Raw genomic sequence first — 589 nt, 5'->3', positions numbered from 1 at the left:
GGCGTTCGCGGCGGGCCCGGTGTGGGCCGCTGCCGCGAGTGCGCGGTCGGGCGTCCCGGTCCGGACGCTGCTGCAGGCGACCGATCCGGCGGTGTTCCACCCGGGCGTGTCGTCGGGGCGGGACGCCGGTCGTGTGGTGTTCGTCGGGTCCACCCGGGGCACGGCCCGACCCGTCGTCGCCGACGCGGTCGCCCTCGGAGCCGACCTGCGCGTGCACGGACCCGGGTGGGCGGAGGTCGTGCCGGAGTCGTCCCTCGGCGAGTCGTCCCTGTCCCGGGCCGAGGTCGCCCGTGCCTACGCGTCCGCCCGGGTCGTGCTGAACGACCACTGGCCGGACATGGCTGCGGGGGGCTTCGTGTCGAACCGGGTGTTCGACGTCCTGGCGTCCGGGGGAGTCGTCGTGACCGACCCGGTCGTGGGGCTCGCCGGGGTGCTCGACGTGCCGACGCTCGCCGTGGCGCGCTCGCGCGAGGAGCTCGCCGTCCTCCTCGACCCCGAGCACCCGTGGCCGTCGGCGGCCGCGCGCGCCGAGGTCGCTGCGCGCGTCGCCGCCGAGCATTCGTTCGACGCCCGTGCCCGCGTCCTGCTC

The 589-nt window shown here is 77.2% G+C and carries 1 protein-coding gene; it reads left to right on the top strand.

Annotation, left to right across the window (positions count from 1 at the left end; all coding sequences use genetic code 11):
• Positions 1–589: glycosyltransferase family protein (locus ACSW7Y_RS17245; protein ID WP_438127447.1), on the top strand; the 589-nt coding region annotated here is incomplete at both ends.

Source organism: Curtobacterium flaccumfaciens (assembly GCF_051548005.1).
Taxonomy (GTDB): domain Bacteria; phylum Actinomycetota; class Actinomycetes; order Actinomycetales; family Microbacteriaceae; genus Curtobacterium.
The sequence above is the reverse complement of the archived record's forward strand: the minus strand, read 5'-3'. Positions and strand labels throughout refer to the sequence as shown.